The 18,260-nt window shown below is 72.8% G+C and carries 14 protein-coding genes and 1 pseudogene; 8 read left to right on the forward strand and 7 right to left on the reverse strand.

Annotated elements, in window-relative coordinates:
• Positions 1-93: 93 nt before the first annotated feature.
• Complete coding sequence (locus tag GA0070623_RS22775; protein WP_084261496.1) at positions 94-1,059, reverse strand: MBL fold metallo-hydrolase; 966 nt, start codon at positions 1,057-1,059, stop codon at positions 94-96.
• 147 nt (positions 1,060-1,206) lie between these two features.
• Here GA0070623_RS22775 and GA0070623_RS22780 point away from each other — a divergent pair, with 147 nt between their 5' ends.
• Entirely contained in the window at positions 1,207-2,424 is a 1,218-nt protein-coding gene (locus GA0070623_RS22780; protein ID WP_067312788.1) for an NADP-dependent isocitrate dehydrogenase, read from the forward strand.
• 96 nt (positions 2,425-2,520) lie between these two features.
• On the opposite strand, the gene galT is transcribed toward GA0070623_RS22780, so the two are convergent.
• The 4 genes from galT to GA0070623_RS22800 form a co-directional block, all read right to left on the reverse strand.
• Positions 2,521-3,597, reverse strand: a complete 1,077-nt coding sequence (gene galT / locus GA0070623_RS22785; protein WP_067312785.1) for a galactose-1-phosphate uridylyltransferase — start codon at positions 3,595-3,597, stop codon at positions 2,521-2,523.
• The gene (locus GA0070623_RS22790) at positions 3,594-4,394 is read right to left on the reverse strand and encodes a DeoR/GlpR family DNA-binding transcription regulator (RefSeq protein ID WP_067312790.1); all 801 of its coding nucleotides are present in this window, start codon (positions 4,392-4,394) and stop codon (positions 3,594-3,596) included. Before GA0070623_RS22790 ends, galT begins: the two co-directional genes overlap by 4 nt.
• A 104-nt stretch (positions 4,395-4,498) precedes the next feature.
• Positions 4,499-6,028 carry an adenylyl-sulfate kinase gene (cysC, locus tag GA0070623_RS22795; protein ID WP_067312783.1) on the reverse strand — a complete coding sequence of 510 codons (1,530 nt, stop codon included), beginning with the start codon at positions 6,026-6,028 and terminating at the stop codon, positions 4,499-4,501.
• 127 nt (positions 6,029-6,155) lie between these two features.
• On the reverse strand, positions 6,156-6,773 hold the full coding sequence (locus GA0070623_RS22800) for a DM13 domain-containing protein (protein WP_067312781.1): 618 nt from the start codon (positions 6,771-6,773) through the stop codon (positions 6,156-6,158).
• 175 nt (positions 6,774-6,948) lie between these two features.
• Between GA0070623_RS22800 and GA0070623_RS22805 the strand changes: the two genes are divergently transcribed.
• The 7 genes and pseudogenes from GA0070623_RS22805 (at position 6,949) to GA0070623_RS22835 (ending at position 13,892) form a co-directional block, all read left to right on the forward strand.
• Complete coding sequence (locus GA0070623_RS22805; RefSeq protein ID WP_067312778.1) at positions 6,949-7,875, forward strand: polyphosphate polymerase domain-containing protein; 927 nt, start codon at positions 6,949-6,951, stop codon at positions 7,873-7,875.
• Between the two features lie 6 nt (positions 7,876-7,881).
• Positions 7,882-8,559 carry a DUF4956 domain-containing protein gene (locus GA0070623_RS22810; protein WP_067312776.1) on the forward strand — a complete coding sequence of 226 codons (678 nt, stop codon included), beginning with the start codon at positions 7,882-7,884 and terminating at the stop codon, positions 8,557-8,559.
• The gene (locus GA0070623_RS31475) at positions 8,559-10,334 is read left to right on the forward strand and encodes a CotH kinase family protein (RefSeq protein ID WP_067312774.1); all 1,776 of its coding nucleotides are present in this window, start codon (positions 8,559-8,561) and stop codon (positions 10,332-10,334) included. Before GA0070623_RS22810 ends, GA0070623_RS31475 begins: the two co-directional genes overlap by 1 nt.
• Positions 10,335-10,536: 202 nt before the next feature.
• Positions 10,537-11,358, forward strand: a pseudogene (locus tag GA0070623_RS22820) (ABC transporter ATP-binding protein); the annotation flags it as partial.
• Complete coding sequence (locus GA0070623_RS22825) at positions 11,351-12,235, forward strand: ABC transporter permease (protein WP_067312769.1); 885 nt, start codon at positions 11,351-11,353, stop codon at positions 12,233-12,235. The pseudogene GA0070623_RS22820 and the gene GA0070623_RS22825, both read left to right, overlap by 8 nt.
• A complete protein-coding gene (locus tag GA0070623_RS22830) occupies positions 12,232-13,182 on the forward strand; it encodes an ABC transporter ATP-binding protein (RefSeq protein ID WP_067312767.1) in 951 nt (316 codons plus the stop codon). The genes GA0070623_RS22825 and GA0070623_RS22830 overlap by 4 nt, the downstream gene beginning before the upstream one ends.
• On the forward strand, positions 13,182-13,892 hold the full coding sequence (locus tag GA0070623_RS22835) for an ABC transporter permease (RefSeq protein ID WP_067312765.1): 711 nt from the start codon (positions 13,182-13,184) through the stop codon (positions 13,890-13,892). Before GA0070623_RS22830 ends, GA0070623_RS22835 begins: the two co-directional genes overlap by 1 nt.
• A 69-nt stretch (positions 13,893-13,961) precedes the next feature.
• Here the strand turns inward: GA0070623_RS22835 and valS are convergent, their stop codons facing one another.
• Together valS and GA0070623_RS22845 are read right to left on the reverse strand one after the other, a co-directional pair.
• Entirely contained in the window at positions 13,962-16,577 is a 2,616-nt protein-coding gene (valS, locus tag GA0070623_RS22840) for a valine--tRNA ligase (protein WP_067312762.1), read from the reverse strand.
• A gap of 82 nt (positions 16,578-16,659) precedes the next feature.
• Positions 16,660-18,240 (reverse strand): trypsin-like peptidase domain-containing protein, encoded by a 1,581-nt coding sequence (locus GA0070623_RS22845; RefSeq protein ID WP_157746990.1) that lies wholly within the window; start codon positions 18,238-18,240, stop codon positions 16,660-16,662.
• Positions 18,241-18,260: the final 20 nt, after the last annotated feature.

Below are 18,260 nucleotides of genomic sequence, written 5' to 3' on the forward strand. Positions count from 1 at the left end.
AACCGGGGCGCTGACGGCGGTGATCAAGAGGTTCAGGTCAGGAGATCGGCCTGGCGTGACCTGAACCTCTTGATCACCCGGGGCGGGGCGCGATCACCGGGGGCGGGGCGCGATCACCCGGGGCGAGGCGCGATCAGTGGGGCGAGGCGCGATCAGTGGGGCGGGGCGCTTCGGGGCGGGGCGGTGCTGATCAGCGTCGGGGCGGCGTGGGGGCGGGCGGGGAGAACGAGGGGTGGACGACGGGGGAGTGGGGAGCGGGTGGGGGGTGAAGGGGTGGGTGAGGTGGGGGGTGGCCAGGAGGGTGGGGGTGCCGGCGAGCTGGTCGAGCAGGGTGGTGCGCGAGTGGCGGGCGGTCGCCGGGTCCGCCTCGTGGGCGTACGCCAGGTCCGGGTCGACCAGCTGCACCACGTGCACCAGCAGGTCGCCGGTGAACAGCACCCGCTCGTCGCCGGTGTCGAGCAGCACGGACTGGTGGCCCGGGGTGTGCCCGGGGGTGGGCAGCAGTCGTACCCCGGGGGTGAGGGCGGTGTCGCCGTCGACCAGGCGGAGCTGGCCGGTGGCGCGTAACGGGGCGATCAGCCCGGCCGGCAGCCCGGGGTTGATGCTCTCCACGGCGGCCAGCTCGGATCGCTGGAGCAGGTAGGCGGCGTTGCGGAAGTAGGGGCGGCCCGGGGTGCCGGTGACCGCCCAGCCGATGTGGTCGCTGTGCAGGTGGGTGAGGACCACGGTGTGCACGTCCGCCGGGTCGATGCCGGCGGCGGCCAGTTCGGCCGGCAACCGGCCGGGGACCGGTGCCCAGCTCGCGGCGGGGGAGCCGGCCGGTCCGATACCGGCGTCGACCAGGGTGACCGGCCCGTCCCCGACGCGCAGGGCAAAGGCGCGGAACGGCAGCCACCACCCGCCGTCGGCGGTGACCGAGCCGGGTTCGCGCCGGTCCGCCTCGTGCCAGTGTGCGGCGGTCGCCCCGGGGAATGCCTCTGCCCGGGGCTGGAAGAATGGTCCCTCACCGTCGGTGAGGGCGGTGACCGTGATAGACCCGAGGATGCGGCTCAGTGGCATCCGGTGATGGTGCCAGGGTCCGCCGTGGCCCGGGCGGTGGTTCCGGCCGTCCGGGGCTGCCGGGTCGAGGCCGGCTCGGTGTCGCGAACCGGTTTCCAGTACGCTCGTACTGCTAGAGCACGTGTCCCCCGAGAGGAGCGCCGGCCGATGGCGAAGATCAAGGTAAACAACCCGGTCGTGGAGCTCGACGGCGACGAGATGACCCGGATCATCTGGAAGCAGATCCGGGAGCAGTTGATCCTGCCCTACCTCGACGTCGACCTGCACTACTACGACCTGTCGATCCAGCACCGGGACGCCACCGACGACCAGGTGACCATCGACGCCGCGAACGCCATCGCCGAGCACGGCGTCGGCGTCAAGTGCGCGACCATCACCCCGGACGAGGCCCGGGTGGAGGAGTTCGGCCTCAAGAAGATGTGGCGGTCGCCGAACGGCACCATCCGCAACATCCTCGGCGGCGTCGTCTTCCGCGAGCCGATCATCATGTCCAACGTGCCGCGGCTGGTCCCCGGCTGGACCAAGCCGATCATCATCGGCCGGCACGCCCACGGTGACCAGTACAAGGCCACCGACTTCGTGGTCCCCGGGCCAGGCACCGTCACCATCAGCTACACCCCGGCCGACGGCGGCGCCCCGATGGAGCTGGAGGTCGCCAACTTCCCGGGCGGCGGCATCGCCATGGGCATGTACAACTACGACGAGTCGATCCGGGACTTCGCCCGCGCCTCGTTCCGGTACGGCCTGGACCGGGGCTACCCGGTCTACCTGTCCACCAAGAACACCATCCTCAAGGCGTACGACGGCCGGTTCAAGGATCTCTTCGCCGAGGTGTTCGAGACCGAGTTCGCCAGCGAGTTCGCCGCCGCCGGCATCACCTACGAGCACCGGCTCATCGACGACATGGTCGCCGCCGCGCTCAAGTGGGAGGGCGGCTACGTCTGGGCCTGCAAGAACTACGACGGCGACGTGCAGTCCGACACCGTCGCGCAGGGCTTCGGCTCGCTCGGCCTGATGACCTCCGTGCTGCTCTCCCCGGACGGCCGTACCGTCGAGGCGGAGGCCGCGCACGGCACGGTCACCCGGCACTACCGGCAGTACCAGAAGGGCGAGAAGACCTCGACCAACCCGATCGCGTCGATCTACGCCTGGACCCGGGGCCTGGCCCACCGGGGCAAGCTGGACGGCACCCCGGCGGTCACCGAGTTCGCCGACACCCTGGAGCAGGTCATCGTCGACACCGTCGAGAGCGGCAAGATGACCAAGGACCTCGCGCTGCTCATCTCGCGGGACGCCCCGTGGCAGACCACCGACGAGTTCATGAACACCCTCGACGAGAACCTGGCGCGCAAGCTCGGCGCCTGACCCTCGCCCGCATCCACGGAACCCGCCGGCAGTCCGCCGGCGGGTTCCGTCGTACCACCCCCGGGGTCCGAGGCGTCGCTGCCAAGGATCCGGGGGTCAGCCGGCGCGTAGGAGTTCGGCGGCCCGCTCGGGGGCGATGTCGTTGATGAACACACCCATCCCCGACTCGGAGCCGGCCAGGTACTTGAGCTTGTCCCTGGCCCGGCGCACGGTGAACAACTGCAGGTGCAGGTGGCCCAGTCCCCGGTCGATCCGTACCGGTGCCTGGTGCCAGGCCGAGATGTACGGCATCGGCAGGTCGAACAGCCCGTCGAAGCGGCGCAGCACGTCCAGGTAGAGCGGGCCGAAGGCGTCCCGTTCGGCGTCGTCGAGCGCCGGGATGTCCGGCACCGGCCGGTGCGGTGCGACGTGCACCTCGAACGGCCAGCGGGCCGCCGCCGGGACGAACGCCGTCCAGTGGTCGTTGGCCGCGACCACCCGGTCGCCGGTGGCCCGTTCGGTGGCGAGCACGTCGGCGTAGAGGTTGCCCCCGCCGGTACGGTCAGCGTGCCGGCGTGCCGCCGCCAGCAGTGACCGGGTGCGTGGCGTGACGAACGGGTACGCGTAGATCTGGCCGTGCGGGTGGTGCAGGGTGACCCCGATCTCCACCCCCCGGTTCTCGAAGCAGAACACCTGTTCCACGCCGGGCAGCGCGCCGACGGCCTCGGTCCGGTCGGCCAGCGCGTCCAGGACCAGCCGGACCCGCCGGGGGGAGAGGCTGGCGAAGGAGGCCTGGTGGTCGTCGGTGAAGCAGACCACCTCGCAGCGGCCCTGACCGGGGCGGACCGGGGTGAACCCGGTGATCTCGGCCGGTTCGTCGGCGATCCGTTGGCTCAGCGCGGGGAACCGGTTCTCGAAGACCGCCACGTCGTAGTCGGGCGCGGGGATCTCGCTGTGCCGGTCGCCGCGGGACGGGCACAGCGGGCACTGGTCGGCCGGGGGGAGGAAGGTCCTGGTCTGCCGGTGCACCGCCACCGCCACCCACTCGTCGGTGAGCGGGTCGTACCGGAGCTGGGAGGCCGGTGGGGGCGGGGGGAGTTCCCGCTGGTCCGGTTGGTCCCGGACGGCGTCGTCCCGCTCGTCGAAGTAGATCAGCTCGCGGCCGTCGGCCAGCTCGATCGCCGTACGCTTCACCGCGTCGTCTCCTGCCCGGCCGCCCGGCCCGTGCCTGTCACGATCACCAACTCGCCCACCTTCTCGTCGATCACCTGGCGCGCTTGCGGGGCCAGCCGGTCGTCGCTGACCAGCACGTCGGCGGCGCCCAGGCCGACGATGGAGGAGATGCCCACGGTGCCCCACTTGGTGTGGTCGGCGAGGACGACCAGCCGGTCGGCGGCCTCCACCAGGGCCCGGTCGGTCTCCGCCTCCATCAGGTTGGGGGTGGTGAAGCCGGCCCGCTCGGTGATCCCGTGGACGCCGAGGAAGAGCAGGTCCAGGTGGAGCGAGCGGATGGCCTCGACGGCCAGCGGCCCGACGAGCGCGTCGGACGGGGTGCGTACCCCGCCGGTCAGCACCACGGTCTGGTCGGGGCGGCCGGCGGTGTGCAGGATCTCGGCCACCGGCAGCGAGTTGGTCACCACGGTCAGCCCCGGCACGTCGACCAGGCGGCGGGCCAGCTCGGCGGTGGTGGTGCCGGCGGAGAGGGCGATCGCGGCACCCGGGCGGACCAGGCCGGCGGCGTGGCCGGCGATGGCGGCCTTCTCGGCGGACTGCCGGACGGACTTGGCGTGGAAGCCCGGCTCGTCGGTCGAGCCGGTGGCGGTGGCGCCGCCGTGCACCTTGGCCAGCAGCCCCTGCTCGTGCAGGGTGTCCAGGTCACGCCGGATGGTCATGTCGGAGACACCGAACTCGGCGGCCAGCTCGGTGACCCGTACGCCACCGGCGGCCCGGACCCGGTCGAGGATGGTGGCCTGCCGCTGCCGCGCCAGCATCCGCCGCACCTCCCCGGTCCCCGCACCTGCACGCGCTCGAACGTGTTCCAACAAGATTGAACACTAGCGCGCAGCAGGCAACGGTGGAAGTGGAAACCCCGGGATCAGGCGGACGGCAGGCGCGGCTCCACCCACCCGGTCTCGGTGAGGTGGTTCAGCACCGCCTGCACCGCCTCCTCGATGCTCTGGTCGGTGGTGTCGACCACCAGGTCGGCATCGGTCGGGGCCTCGTACGGGTCGTCGATCCCGGTCATCCCGGTGAGCAGGCCGGCGCGGGCACGGGCGTACAGGCCCTTGCGGTCGCGCTGCTCGCAGACCTCCAGCGGGGTGGCCACGTGCACCAGCAGGAAGCCCGCCCCGGCCGACCGGGCCATCTCCCGGACGGCGGCCCGCGCCTGGGCGTACGGGGCGATCGGGCAGCAGATGCCCACCCCCCGGTGCCGGGCGATCTCGGCCGCCACCCAGCCGATCCGCCGGACGTTGGCGTCCCGGTCGGCCCGGCTGAAGGTCAATCCGGCCGACAGTTCCCGGCGCACCACGTCGCCGTCGAGCAGGGTGATCGTCCGCTCGCCCTGCTCGCGGAGCAGGTCGGCCAGGCCCCGGGCGATGGTCGACTTGCCGGAACCGGAGAGCCCGGTCAGGAAGACCACCAGCCCCCGGTGCCGGCGCGGCGGGCGGGCCCGGGCGAGTTCCTTGGCCACCGCCGGCGGGGTGTGCCACTCGGGCAGCGGGAACCCCCGGTCGAGCAGGTCGTCGATCTCCGCCTCGCTGAGCGCCAGCTTGCGGTTGCGCGGCGGGATGTCGTCCCGCCAGCGCCACTGGCCGTCCCGGCTGTCGTAGGCCAGCTCGCGGGGGACCAGCACCCGCAGCCCGGCCCCGGAGAGCATCCCGCCGGTGGACAGCAGGTGGGTGACCCCGTAGGCGGCGGAGATCCGGGCCCGCAGCAGGGCGTCGCTGATCTCGTCGGTACGGCGCGGCAGCGGCACCGCGACCAGGGTCGCCGGGGGCATCCGGTCCCGGGCGGCGAAGACGCTGCGGACCAGGGCCTCGGTGGGCAGCCCGCCCGCGCCGTCCTCACCGACCGGGATCATCACCAGCAGGTGTGCGCCGAGGGTACGGGCCGCGTGCGCGATCTGGGCGAGCTGCGGCCGGTGCAGCGGCCGGTCGGCGATCACCCCGAGCACCCGGCCCGGGGGCAGCAGCGGGCGTACCTCCTCCGGGCCGCGCCGGAGCCGCTGGAACGGGCCGTGCCCGCCGTCACCGAGCCGGCGGACCGGGCCACCCAACCCGGCCACGCCGTCGCGGACGGGCCAGACGTCGGTCACCTCCAGCGCGGCCACCGGGGCACCCTCGCCGTCGGTGAGCACCAGCGTCCGGCGGCCCGGATCGGCCGGGTCCAGCCCGTCGGCGACCGGGGTGGGCACCTGGAGGGTCACCGGCACCGGCCAGGACGTGCCGTCGTCCAACCGGCCACGCCGCTGCAACGACACCAGGTCGGCGCGGGTCATGAAGCCGGCCAGCGGGGTGTACGCCCCACTCAGCAGCAACTCCAGATCGGCCAGCTCACCGGGGCGTGGCGCGTACGCGGGAGCATCCCGTAGCACGTCCTCGGGCAGCACTGAACCGTTGCTCATCCGTACCCCTCACTCGCCGGCCGGCTCACAGTTTCTCAGCCGGCCGGCGATCGGTCGAGAGCGCCACTCCACCCCCCGGCCCGGAAGTGGATCAACGGTTGGTGTGCCGGTCGCCCGACAGGGCTGGTCAGCCGCCCGCGACCAGGGGCGCGGCCCCGAACGAGACGGCGAACCGTGCACACCAGATCGTGACGCTGGTCAGCCCGGTGAGGTCGGTGCCGGCCGGAATGGCGTACGCCTGGTCGCCCCGGTTGCCCTTGAGCCGGCCCAACTCCACCCGGCGACCGTCGTCGAAGACGCCCCAGCCGGCCCGGCTGGTGTGCACCGGCCGGTCGGTCAGCCAGACCTTCAGATCGGGGCCGTTGGAGGTGTCCAGCCCGACCAGCTCCAACCGGTGCCGGCCGTCGGTGGTCCGGACGATCCGGGCATCGCCCGAGGTGTCGTGCTTGTGGCTGACGAACGCCCCCCGGCTGACCACCACCGGCCGGCCGGTGGTGGGGCTGCCGGCGGGGGTCGGTTCCCCCGGGACGGGCGGCACGGTGCCGGTGGGCGTGACACCGGCGGGCGCGGTGCCGGTGGGCGTGCCACCGGTCGGGGCGGCGTCCACCGCGGAGAGCTGTTCGTCGACCCGGTTGTCGGTGACCACCTTCCAGGGCTGGAACCAGTAGAGGCCGAAGGCGGCGCCGACACCGAGGACGGCGACGGCGACCCAGGTCAGCGGGGCACGGAACAGACGACGGGACATGCGGCCCAGTCTCGCCGGACCACGGCGGCCGGGCACCGGCCGGCGGCGTTACGAAAGCCTTACCGCCGTCGGACATCCACGATCCATAGCTCGTTCATAGGTCGTTCACATCGACTTTCCGGTCCGGTCACCTTAGCTGCCGGCGACCCTTCCGCGACCAGAGAGCACCCACCGCATGCGACCACGATTCCCCCGCCGGACCCCCGGATCCGATCCGTCCACCGTCGCCGAACCCTCCGCCGGAGGGCATCGCGAGTCGTCGCCCCCTCCCGGCGACACCGACCACGCCGGCCACGCCCTCCGGGCACCGAGCAAACTGCACGCGTTCAACCGGTACGAGATCAAGTACCTGGTCGAGACGACGAAGGTGCCGGCGTTGCGGGCCGCACTCGCCGCCCGGATGACGCCCGACGCGCACGGCGGTGACGGTGGCTACGGCGTCTGGAGCGTCTACTACGACACCACCGACCTGCGTTTCTACTGGGAGAAGATCGAAGGACTGAAGTTCCGTCGCAAGCTGCGGGTACGCCACTACGGCGACCGCTCCGGCGTGACCGACGACGGGACCGTGCACGTCGAGATCAAGCAGCGGGTCAACCGGGTCACCCAGAAGCGCCGGATCGCCGTGCCCTACCGGGTGGCCCGCCAACTCTGCGACGAGCGCGTCATGATCGGACACGATCCCTCCCAGCGCGGTTTCGTCGAGGAGGTGCTGGGACTCGTCTCCGGCCTCGACCTGCGTCCGGTGGCGATGACCGGCTACCAGCGTGAGGCGTTCGTCGGCCAGGCGGCCGACCTGGGCCTGCGGGTCACCCTCGACCACCGGGTACGCGGCCGGGACCGCGACTTCCACCTCGGCGCGGACGCCGAGAACCGCCTGATCATTCCGGCCTCGAAGTCGATCGTCGAGGTCAAGGCGAACGAACGGGTTCCGTACTGGCTCACCGACCTGGCCGGCCGGGCCGAGCTGTCGGTGGTGCGGGTCTCCAAGTACTGCCAGAGCGTCGAGGCGTTCGGTCGCGTGCCGCGCTCGATCTTCCACGTCCAGGATGCCGATCCCGCCGCCGACCTGGTGGCCCCCACCCCGAGAAACGAGGCCTGAACCCCGATGGACATCACGTTCCAGGACCTGTCCGGCACCTTCAGCACGGGCGACATCGCCCTCACGCTGTCGTTGTCCTTTCTGCTCAGCGCTATGATCGGCTGGGTCTACCGGGCCACCCACCGCAACGTGTCGTACAGCCAGTCGTACGTCCAGACGCTGATCATCCTGGGCATGCTGATCTCGCTGATCATGCTGGTGGTGGGCTCCAACATCGCGCGGGCCTTCGCCCTGGTCGGCGCGCTGTCGGTGGTGCGGTTCCGCAACGCCATCAAGGAGACCCGCGACGTCGGCTTCATCTTCCTGGTGATGGGCGTCGGGATGGCCTGCGGCACCCGGTTCTACAGCCTGGCCGTCGCCGCCGCCGTGGCGATCAGCCTGATCATCGTGGTGATGTACCGGTTCAACTGGTTCGCGCTCAACGTGCAGCGGCAGGTCGTCAAGGTCCAGGTCCCGGCCGGCGGCAACCACACCGCTGACATCCAGGACGTGCTGGTCCGGTACACCACCGAGTTCGAACTGGTCAGCATGGAGACGATCCGGGCCGGTGCGCTCACCGAGATGACGTACACGGTCCGGTTGAAGAAGGGCGGCGAGCCGGGCGACCTGATCAGCGCGCTCAGCGAGCGGACCTCGGGCCAACGGGTGACGGTGCTGACCGGCTACGACCAGACGGACCTGTGATGGCGCGCTCCCTGCGTACCCGGTCGGTGCTGCCGCCCCGGCTGCGTCGTCGGCTGCCGGTCCGGGTGCGGCAGAACTGGAAGCTGCTCACCACCTGCGCGGCCTTCCTCGCCGTGCTGACCCTGGTGCTGGGGACGGAACGGATCCGCCCCTACGTGACCAGCACCGGGGACTCCGGGGGCGACGTGGTGAGCGTGGACATCCCCGGCACCGTCGACCTCTTCGACGCCGGTCGCGCGCACGAGATCTCGCTGACGTTCCGGAACGCGGACTACGAGCGGATGCTCGACGTCTACTGGAAGGAGGGCGAGAAGGGGTACGTCGAGGCCGACCTGACCGTCGACGGGACCACGATCCCCAGCGTGGGCATCCGACTCAAGGGCAACTCGACGCTCGGCCAGCTCAGTTGGAAGGGTGAGACGCGGCCCTCCGGGGGCCGGGGTGAGGACGGCGGTGGGGCGCGACCGGGCGGCGGGTTCCCGGGCGGGCGACCCGACGGCGGGCCGCCGCAGGGCGCCAGGTTCCCCGGCGGCGGGATGCCGGACGGCGCTGCTCCCGGCGCTCAGCAGCCCGGAGCGGGCGAGCAGGCCGGCGGCGGTCAGCAGGCGGGTGGTGGTCAGCAGGCGGGTGGTGGTCAGCAGGCCGGCGGCGGTCAGTTCCCCGGTGGGATGACCCGGACGGGGTTGAAGGCCGAGGAGCCGGAGACGTTGCCGTGGCTGCTCAGCTTCGACGAGTTCGTCGACGGCCGGCGCTACCAGGGGCACCGGGAGGTGGCCGTCCGGGTGGGCGGCATGGGCGGCGGTTCGACGGTGCTCAACGAGGCCCTGTCGCTGTCGCTGCTCGACGCCACGGGTGAGGCCGCGCAGCGGTACGCGTACTCCTCGTTCAGCGTCAACGACCGGCCCACCACCGCCCGGCTGCTGGTCGAGCACCCGGACGAGCACTTCGCCGATCAGATGGACGGCACCGGGGTGCTCTACAAGTCGCTGGCCAGCGGCAGCTTCACCGACCAGGGCGACGACCCGACCGAGTACGCCGACGACTTCAAGCAGATCACCATGAAGGGCAGTCAGGACCTGCAACCGGTGATCAACCTGATCCGGTGGGTGACGTCGGCCAGCGACGAGGAGTTCGCCGCGCACCTCGCCGACAAAGTCGACGTGGCGTCCTTCGCCCGGTACGTCGCGTTGCAGAACCTGCTGCTCAACTTCGACGACATGGCCGGCCCGGGCAAGAACTACTACCTCTGGTACGACCTGGGGACGAAGAAGTTCAGCGTGATCAGCTGGGACCACAACCTGACCTTCAGCGGCAACGCCAGCCAGGGCCCGCACGACAGCGGCGGGTTGGGCACGGGCCGGGGCGTCCCCGGCGCGGCCGGTCCCGACGGCGCGGGCCAGGCAGCACCGGGCGGGACCGGTCAGCAGCCCGGTCGGCCCGCAGGCCAGGCCGGACAGCCGGCGGGGCCGGACGCCCGGGACACGGAGAACGGGGATGGTCCGCGCGGCGGGATGATGACGGGTCACCAGCTCAAGGAGCGCTTCCTCGCCAGTGCCGCCTTCACGGGGACCTACGAGGACGCCTACCGGGAGCTGTACCAGCAGGTGTACGGCAGCGGGAAGGCGGCCGGGTCGCTCACCGCCATCAGCACGGTGCTCAAGGGCGTCGAGGGGGCGGACGACGCCACCGTCGACGCCGACGCGGCCCGGCTGCGTACCCTCATCGGCCAGCGGACCGAGGCCCTGGCCAAGCACGAGGTCATCGCCCGGGGCTGAACCCGGTGGGACGCGGGACCTGCGGGCCCGCGTCCCACCGCCGACCTCAGGGATGTCCCCGGGCGATTCCGGATGCCCCCCAGGGTGGCGGCTCCCTAGGCTGGCGGGCGTGACACTGATCGCGACCGAGTCGCTGACCAAGACGTACGGAGGCCGGGTCACCGCGTTGGCCGACCTCACCGTCGCGGTCGAGCCGGGGATCATCGGACTGGTCGGCGCGAACGGCGCCGGCAAGTCGACCCTGATAAAGATCCTGCTGGGCCTGCTCCCGCCGACCAGCGGACGGGTCTCCGTGCTCGACCTCGACCCCACCACCGACCCGGCGGCGGTCCGCGCCCGGGTCGGCTACATGCCCGAACACGAGGCGCTCCCGCCCGACCTCTCCGCCGCCGAACTCGTCACCCACCTCGGGCAGATGAGCGGGCTGCCCCGGACGGTGGCCCGCGAGCGCGCCTCCGAGACGCTGCGCCACGTCGGCCTCTACGAGGAGCGGTACCGGCCGGTGGGCGGCTACTCCACCGGGATGAAGCAGCGGGTCAAGCTCGCCCAGGCGCTGGTGCACGATCCGGACCTGCTGCTGCTCGACGAGCCCACCAACGGGCTCGACCCCGCCGGCCGGGACGCCATGCTGGCCCTGGTCCACCGGATCGGCACCGAGTTCGGCATCTCCGTCCTGGTCTGCTCGCACCTGCTGGGCGAGGTGGAGCGGATCTGCGACACCCTGATCGCCATCGACGGCGGCCGGCTGCTGCGCGCCGACCGGATCGACGCGATGACCTCGGCCACCGACGTGCTCGCCGTCGAGGTCAGCGAGGGCACCGACGAGTTGGCCGGCCGGCTCGCCGCGCTCGACCTGCCGGTGACCCGGGACGGCCGGATGCTGCTCGTCCCGCTCGTCGACGAGCGCACCTACGACCTGATCCTCGGCGCGGTCGCCGAGCTGGACCTGCCGCTGCACCGGCTGGACCAGCGCCGGCACCGGGTGGCCGAACTCTTCGCCCCGAGGGAGCCCAGCAATGCCTGAGCCGACCGGCGTCATCCACGACATCGGCTACCAGCGCTACACCGGCCCGAGGCTGGGCCGCCGGCACGTCTTCGGCGCGCTCTACCTGCACGGCCTGCGGACCGTCTTCGGGTTGGGCCGCAGCGCCAAGGCGAAGATCTTCCCCTGGCTGGTGGTCGGCATCGTGACCGTGGTGGCCGCCGGCGTCACCGCCGTGCGCAGCCAGCTCGGCCAGGTGGTGATGACGTACGCCCAGTTCGCCGACTCGATGAGCTGGCTGGTCATCTTCTTCGTCGCGGTGGCCGCCCCCGAGCTGGTCTCCCGGGACCTGCGCAGCGGCGTGCTCCCGCTGTACTTCTCCCGGCCGCTGCCGCGCGACGACTACGCGCTGGCCAAGCTGCTCTCCCTGATCAGCGCGATCTGGCTGCTGCTGGGCGGGCCGCAGCTGGTGATGTTCCTGGGGGCGGCGTTCACCACCCCCGACGGCCTGCGCGGCACCTGGAACGAGCTGCTGGACCTGCTGCCCGGGTTGCTCTACGCCGGGCTGTGGGCGGTGGTCTTCGCCTCGATCGGCCTGTTGATCGCCTCGCTCACCGGCAAGCGGGCGTTCGCCGCCGGGGGGATCGTGGCGGTCTTCCTGATGACCACCCCGGTCGTCGGCGTGCTGTCGATCCTGCCGTCCCGCGCGGTCAACGAGCTGGCCTTCCTCGCCTCGCCGTCGACACTGGTCGGTGGAGTGGGCACCTGGGCGCTCGGCGACCTGCTGGTGCCCGCCGACCAGGGCGGCGGAATCCCGATCGGGAGCTTCGGCCCGGTCTACGCGATCGTCGCCGTGCTGCTGGTCTCCGCCTGCACCGCCCTGCTGCTGCTGCGATACCGGAAGGTGGCCGCCCGATGACCACACTCGACACCGACGCCCGGCCGGCGGTCACCACCAGCACCCTGGATCTCGCCGGGGTCTCCCGCTGGTACGGCAACGTGGTGGCGGTCAACGACGTCACCATGCGGCTCGGCCCCGGGGTGACCGGCCTGCTCGGCCCGAACGGCGCGGGTAAGACCACCCTGCTGCACATGATGGCCGGCTTCCTCGCCCCCTCCCGGGGCACGCTCACCCTCGACGGCGAGTCCACCTGGCGCAACCCGGCCGTCTACCGCCGGCTCGGGCTGGTCAGCGAGCGCGAGGCGGTGCACTCCTTCCTCACCGCCAAGGAGTTCGTGCTGGCCAGCGCCAAGCTGCACCGGCTGACCGATCCGGAGGCCGCGACCCGCCGGGCGATCGAGCTGGTCGAGATGACCGACGCGCAGGACCGCCGGATCGGCACCTACTCCAAGGGGATGCGGCAGCGCACCCGGGTGGCCGCCGCGCTGGTGCACGACCCGCAGGTGCTGCTGCTCGACGAGCCGTTCAACGGGATGGACCCGCGCCAGCGGCTGCACATGATGGGCCTGCTGCACTCCCTCGGTGACGCCGGGCGGACGATCTTGTTCAGCTCGCACATCCTGGAGGAGGTCGAGCAGGTCTCCGGCACGGTGCAGGTGATGGTGGCGGGCCGGCTGGCCGCCTCCGGCGACTTCCGGACCATCCGCCGGCTGATGACCAACCGGCCGCACGTCTTCGCGGTCCGCTCCACCGACGACCGGGCGCTGGCCGTGGCGCTGATGGCCGACCCGTCGGTCGCCGGCGTCGAGCTGGACAAGACCGGCCTGACCGTACGCGCCGGCGACTACGGCGCGTTCACCCGGGCGCTGCCCAGGATCGCGCTCGCCCGGCAGATCCGGGTCCGGCAGTTGACCCCCGAGGACGAGTCCCTGGAGAGCGTCTTCTCCTACCTGGTGGAGGCCTGATGTCGACCGTTTCCTGGATCACCGCGCGCGGACTCTTCGGCCGTCGCCGGTTCCTCATGCTGCTGCCGCTGCCGGCGGTGCTGGTGCTGCTCGCCGTCCTCTGCCGGTCGCTCGGGGTGGACCCGGGCGAGTGGGCGCCGCCGGTGCTGGTCGGCCTCGGCCTGGCCGTGGTGCTGCCGGTGGTGGCGCTCATCGTCGGCACCGGCGTGCTGGGCGCGGAGATCGACGACGGCACGGTGGTGCACATCCTGACCAAGCCGCTGCCACGCTGGCAGATCGTGCTGCCGAAGCTCGCGGTGGCCGCCGGGGTCAGCGCGGTCACCGTCGCCGTGCCGCTCTACGTCGCGGGCGTGCTGGCCGACTCGGTACGCCTCGGTCTGGCCCTCGTCGTCGCCTCGGCGGTCGGCGCGCTGGCCTACTCGGCGCTGTTCCTGGCGCTCAGCCTGGTCACCCGGCGGCCGGTGCTGCTCGGCCTGGTCTACGTGCTGATCTGGGAGGGGCTGCTGGGCAACTTCGTCAGCGGCACCAGGGTGCTGTCGATCCAGCAGTGGGTGATCGCCCTGGCCGACCGGATGGCCCCCACCGCGCTGCTGTCGACCACCGTGTCGGTGCCGGTCGCGCTGGTGCTGACCGCCCTGGTGAGCGTCGGCTTCACCGTGCTGGCGATCGACCGGCTCCGCTCCTTCAGCATCGCCGGCGAAACCAGCTGACCGACCCGTCGGGGTGGCGGTGTCCGCACGGGCACCGCCACCCCGACGTCGGCGGGTGGCCGCCGACGGTCAGAAGGCGCTGGCGATGACGAGTTCGGGGGTGCGGTCGGGGAGCAGGTCGAGGGTGGTGATCCGGCCGGCGGCGCGCACGTCGTCGGCGATCAGGGTGAGCTGGTCGAGCAGGGCGGCCGGCCCCAGCGCCTCGGCCAGCGGGATCTCCGCCCGCATCGACAGCTTGCGGTCGGACTTGGCCCGCCGGACCTGGGCCAGGGCGTCCCCGGCCAGCCGGAGCAGGGCCGGGTCACCGGTGCCGGTGATCGCCCGGTCCACCTCGTAGGTGGTGGGCCAGGTGGCCCGGTGCACCGAGCCGTACCGCCACCACGACCAGACCTCCTCGGTCACGTACGGCAGCACCGGGGCGAAGAGCCGTAGCTGCACCGACAGGGCGGTGGCCAGCGCCGCACGGGCCGAGTCGGCCCCCGGCCCGGTCCCGTAGGCGCGTTCCTTCACCAACTCGATGTAGTCGTCGCAGAACCGCCAGAAGAACGCCTCGGTGGCCTGCAACGCGGCGGTGTGGTCGTACCCGTCGAAGGCGGTGGTGGCGGCGGTGACCACGGTGGAGAGTTCGGCGAGCATGGCGGTGTCCAGTGGGGCGGTGGCGGGGGCGCGCAGCGCGTCGGCGGCGCCCAGCCCGAGCGCGAACTTCGACGCGTTGAGCAGCTTGGTGGCCAGCCGCCGGCCCACCCGGATCTGCGCCGGGTCGAAGGCCAGGTCCATGCCGGGCCGACCGTTGGCCGCCCAGTAGCGGACCGCGTCCGAGCCGTGCTGCTCCAGCAGCGCCATCGGGGTGACCACGTTCCCCTTGGACTTGGACATCTTCTTGCGGTCCGGGTCGAGGATCCAGCCGGAGAGCACCGCGTCCCGCCAGGGCAGCACCCCGTGTTCCAGGTGGGCGCGGACCACGGTGGCGAAGAGCCAGGTCCGGATGATCTCCTGCCCCTGCGGACGCAGGTCCATCGGGAAGACCCGGTCGAACAGCTCCGGGTCGGTCTCCCAGCCGCCGACGATCTGCGGGGTCAACGACGAGGTGGCCCAGGTGTCCAGCACGTCCGGGTCGCCGACGAAACCGCCGGGCACGCCGCGCTGCGACTCGTCGTAGCCGGGCGGCGGTTCGCTGGACGGGTCGATCGGCAACGACGCCTCGTGGGGTGTGAGAGGGTTGGCGTGGTCCGGCTCGCCAACGGCGTCGAGCCGGTACCACACCGGCACCGGCACCCCGAAGAAGCGCTGCCGGCTGACCAGCCAGTCGCCGGTCAGCCCACCCACCCAGTGCGCGTAGCGGTGCGCCATGTGCTCCGGCACCCAGCGCAGCTCGTCGCCCCGGGCCAGCAGCTCCGCCCGCAGCCCGGCGTCCCGCCCGCCGTTGCGCAGATACCACTGCCGGGTCGAGACGATCTCCAGCGGCCGGTCGCCACGCTCGTAGAACTTCACCGGGTGGGTGATCTCGCGCGGCTCGCCGACCAGGTCGCCGGTCTCCCGCAGCAGCTCCACCAGGGTCCGCCGGGCGGCGTTGACCGGCTGCCCGGCCAGCGCCGCGTAGGGTGCGGCCGGCACGCCGGCCGGTGGCTCGGCCAGCAGCCGACCGTCCCGGCCGATCACCACCCGGGTCTCCAGGGTGAGGTCCCGCCACCAGGTCACGTCGGTCAGGTCACCGAACGTGCAGACCATCGCGACGCCGGTGCCCTTGCCCGGGTCCGCCAGCGGATGCGCCCGCACCGGCACCTCGACCCCGAACACGGGGGTACGCACGGTCGCGCCCACCAGATCGGCGTACCGCTCGTCGTCCGGGTGGCAGACCAGCGCCACGCAGGCCGGCAGCAGCTCAGGCCGGGTGGTGTCGATCAGCACCTCCCGCCCGCCCGGCCCGGCGAACCGCAGCCGGTGGTACGCCCCCGGGCGCTCCCGGTCCTCCAGCTCCGCCTGCGCCACGGCGGTGCCGAAGCCGACGTCCCAGAGCGTCGGCGCCTCCGCCTGGTACGCCTCGCCCCGGGCCAGGTTGCGCAGGAACATCCGCTGCGAGGTGGCCCGGGCGGCCCGCCCGATCGTGGTGTACGTCAGCGACCAGTCCACCGACAGCCCGAGCCGCCGCCAGAGCGCCTCGAAGACCTGCTCGTCGTCGGCGGTCAACCGCTCGCACAGCTCGACGAAGTTGCGGCGGGAGACCGGGGTCGGCTCCCGGCGGCGGGCCTCGGTGACCGGGGCGTCGGGCGGCTGCCACGCCGGGTCGTACGGCAGGGACGGGTCACAGCGCACCCCGTGGACGTTCTGCACCCGGCGTTCGGTGGGCAGGCCGTTGTCGTCCCAGCCCATCGGGTAGAACACGTTGCGGCCCCGCATCCGTTGGAACCGGGCCACCGTGTCGGTGTGCGTGTACGAGAAGACGTGCCCCATGTGCAGCTCGCCGGAGACCGTCGGCGGCGGGGTGTCGATGGAGTACACGTCGTCGCCCCGGCCCCGGCGACCCGGCGTCCCGGCGGTCGCCCCGCGACCCGCTACGGTCGCCCCCGCCCGGTCGAACGCGTACGTGCCCTCCTCCTGCCAGCGACGCGCCCAGCGCTCCTCGATGCCGTCCAGGGTGGGACGTTCGGGAACACCGGCGCGGGCCGTCCTCGCCGTGTCAGTCATCGGTCGATCGTAGGCAGCCACCGACCGCCCGCCCACCGGCTTTACCCGGTGTGGTCGGACGGGTCCTGTCGGGTGGGCGTCCCTACCGGCGGGAGGAGGTGGTCGGCGGGGCGAGCAGCGGCCCCTTGGTGGCGATCTGGAAGTCGAGCCCGGTGCGGTCGTTGACCCGGTCGAGGATCACCGAGACCGCCGCGTAGGTGTTCTTCTCGTTCGGGTTGGTGCAGGGGCCCTCGCCGGGGTCGCCGTTGTTGAGGATGCCCAGCGCCCGCCCGTCGGACTCGGTGAACAGCGGGCCGCCGCTGTCGCCCGGCCGGGCGCAGACCCGCACGTCGATGCCGCCGCTGGTCTTGCCGATGACCTCGCCGCAGCGGGTGCCCGGCAGGTAGCCGGCCCCGGCCCCGGAGTCGACGTACTGCTCGCCGGCCTTCGGGGTGTACGCCGATCCGGTGGCGCAGACCACCCAGCCGGCCTGCACCGAGGCGTACGGCGTGACACCGGTGACCGGCACGTCCCGGCTACCCTTGCCGGCGCAGGCCGGATTGTCGGCCACGCACCAGTAGTTGACCAGGCTGGGCGTGCTGCCGACGCTGCGCCTCGGGTACGCCCACCGGGTCGCCGCACCCTCGGCGTACGGCAGGATCGAGTAGTCGTAGGGGAAGTCGTTCTCGGCCAGCACCGGGTTGGTCGACTCGACGCCCACCGGCACCTTCGGCCCCAGGAACTGGTGCCAGGTGTCGTCCACGCGCTGGTGCCGGCCGCCGACCACGCAGTGCCCGGCGGTCAGCACGTAGTACCGCCCGGACTTCGCCCGGACGTTGAACCCGCTGGTGCAGCCGCCGACGCTGCCGTCGTCGCGGGGTACGTCCAGCCGGATGCCGCCGCGCATCGGCGGCTGCGGGCAGTAGCGCGGGTCGCACGCCTTGGGGATCGTGGCGCCGTCGAGGCGGGCCTGGGCCCGGACCGGCACCCCGGCCGAGCCGAGCGCACCGGCCAGCCGGGCGTCGTCGGCCGGCACCGCGTCGCCGGTGAGCACCAGCACCGTGTTGGCCCGCTCGTCGACCAGCACGTCCCGACCGGCGGTGACGCCCAGCGTGCCGGCCAGCCGGGTCGCCGCCGCGTCGAGGTCACGCCGCGAGTGGCGGACCGGGACGACGGTGACGTGCCGGGCGTCCGGCAGCCCGGCGACCGCCGCGGCGACCGGCGTCGGATCGGTGGCGGCGATGGTGAGCACCCCGCCGCCCGCCTGGTCCAGCCACATCCCCGCGTACGAACCGGGGAAGCGGGCGGCGAGCGTGTCGGCCAGCGGCGCGGACAACTCCTGGAGGGCGAGTCGGCGGGCGGCCTCGCCCGGGGTGACCCGGTAGCGACCGCTCAGGTAGCCCACCGAGGCGGGCGCGGCCTGCGCCACCTGCGCCGCCGGACGGGTCACCACCGGCGCCGGGGGCGGGGCGGCCGACGCCGCGGCCCGCCCGGCGGTGCCGGCGCGGGTCGCCGCCGGAACCTCCGCGGCGACCGGGACCGACCCGGCGGACCAGGCCCCGCCGGTCGAGCCGGTGGCGACGGCCGGGCCGGCGGGCCTACCGACGGCCAGTGCCACCCCCGACGTTCCCACCGTGCCCAGCGCCAACGCCGCTGCCAGCACCGCTCGCCCACGAATCCGCACGCCGCAACCTCCCCGTATGC

This window comes from Micromonospora rifamycinica (genome assembly GCF_900090265.1).
Classification (GTDB): Bacteria; Actinomycetota; Actinomycetes; order Mycobacteriales; family Micromonosporaceae; genus Micromonospora; species Micromonospora rifamycinica.